General features: G+C 69.6%; 2 protein-coding genes and 1 pseudogene. All 3 read right to left on the bottom strand.

All coding sequences use genetic code 11. From position 1 onward, the window contains the following. A pseudogene (locus BJF79_RS40965) lies at positions 1–332 on the bottom strand (sulfotransferase); the annotation flags it as partial. 43 nt (positions 333–375) lie between these two features. Then, entirely contained in the window at positions 376–612 is a 237-nt protein-coding gene (locus BJF79_RS64075) for an SDR family oxidoreductase (RefSeq protein ID WP_262403337.1), read from the bottom strand. After that, a partial coding sequence (locus BJF79_RS40960; RefSeq protein ID WP_262403336.1) for an SDR family NAD(P)-dependent oxidoreductase occupies positions 594–1,001 on the bottom strand: 408 nt, incomplete at its 5' end. The genes BJF79_RS64075 and BJF79_RS40960, both read right to left, overlap by 19 nt.

Here is a 1,001-nt window from a genome sequence, read left to right as displayed (position 1 = left end):
CGCCGCAGGTACCGGACGTCCGGGTCCTGCGCCAGCAGCAGCGACAGCGCGGTCGAACCGGTGCGGGGCAGCCCGAGCCCGATCAGCGGCGCGACGATCGGCACGTCGTCGATCTCCGGGTGGCGCCGGTACCAGTCCTCGACCTGCAGCCGCTGCGCCAGATACCGGACGATGCGGTCGCGAAAGAATTCCTCTCCGCGTGCGTTCAGCCGCGCCTCGTCCCGCAGCGAGGCCAGGAGAACGGCAAGCCCTTCCCGGTAGGAGTCGTCGCCGAAATCGTCCAGGCCGGTCTGCTCGACGGCGGCCGCCGTCATTTCATCGATGGTCGCCACTCGGCCTCCACTCCGGATCCGACCCGATGCCCTTGGACGGGTATCAGTTCATCCACTGGCCGCCGGCCACGTCGATGGTCTGGCCGCACATGTAGTCGGCGGCCTCGGACGCCAGGTAGGCGACCATGTTGGCGACCTCCTCGGGCAGGCAGACCCGCCCGAGCTGGACCTGGGTGGTGATCGACTCGGCGACCGCGCTCAGTGCGGCGCGGTCCTGGTCGCTGCGCGGATCGAGGATGCGCCGCTGCAGATCCGGCTTGATCATGATGCCCGGCGCCACGCCCAGCACGTTGACCCCGCGCGCGCCATCTCGTGGGCGAGGTTGCGCGTGAACCCGACCACGCCCGCCTTGCACGAGTTGTAGACCACCAGGCCGCGCTGCTGGATGCGGCCCCCGACCGCCCCGATATTGATGACCTTCCCCGAGCCCTGCGGCAGCAGATGCTCCAGCGCTGCGTGCGCGCCGTACATCATCATGGTGAGGCTGCCCAGCACCGTGTGGTCGATCTGCTCCTTACTGAACTGCTCGAACGGCCCGGCGTGCACCATCACCGGGTTGTTCACCATGATGTCCAGCCCGCCGAGCGCCTCGCGGCTCTCCGCCACCGCGCGGTGCACCTGGTCCCAGTCGGACATGTCGGCCCGGATCGGCACCGCCCGCACGCCCCA

The organism is Actinomadura sp. CNU-125 (assembly GCF_001942465.1).
GTDB lineage: Bacteria > Actinomycetota > Actinomycetes > Streptosporangiales > Streptosporangiaceae > Spirillospora.
This window is presented reverse-complemented; position numbering and strand designations above follow the sequence as displayed.